The sequence below is a fragment of the Enterobacter sp. PL1 genome, assembly GCF_945957325.1.
Taxonomy (GTDB): domain Bacteria; phylum Pseudomonadota; class Gammaproteobacteria; order Enterobacterales; family Enterobacteriaceae; genus Enterobacter; species Enterobacter roggenkampii.
Genome location: NZ_CAMFKT010000112.1, coordinates 1 through 367, shown reverse-complemented (window position 1 = coordinate 367; position 367 = coordinate 1). Strand labels below are relative to the sequence as shown.

Annotated in this window: 1 protein-coding gene; it reads left to right on the top strand. The window is 52.9% G+C overall.

Annotated features, from left to right (window positions below; all coding sequences use genetic code 11):
• A partial coding sequence (locus N6P30_RS24495) for an IS1 family transposase (RefSeq protein WP_032292306.1) occupies window positions 1-352 on the top strand: 352 nt, incomplete at its 5' end.
• Window positions 353-367 lie beyond the last annotated feature (15 nt).

The following is a 367-nucleotide window of genomic DNA, read 5'->3' as shown; positions in this document are numbered from 1 at the left end:
TGCTAAATCACGTCAGCGCTGGCTGTTTTACGCGTATGACAGGATACGGAGGACGGTTGTGGCGCACGTATTCGGTGAACGCACTCTGGCCACGCTGGAGCGTCTTCTGGGCCTGCTGTCGGCCTTTGAGGTCGTGGTATGGATGACGGATGGCTGGCCGCTTTATGAATCACGCCTGAAGGGAGAACTGCACGTTATCAGCAAGCGATATACGCAGCGCATTGAGCGGCATAACCTGAATCTGAGGCAGCATCTGGCAAGGCTGGGCAGGAAGTCACTGTCGTTCTCAAAATCGGTGGAGCTGCATGACAAAGTCATCGGGCATTATCTGAACATAAAACACTATCAGTAAGTTGGAGTCATTACC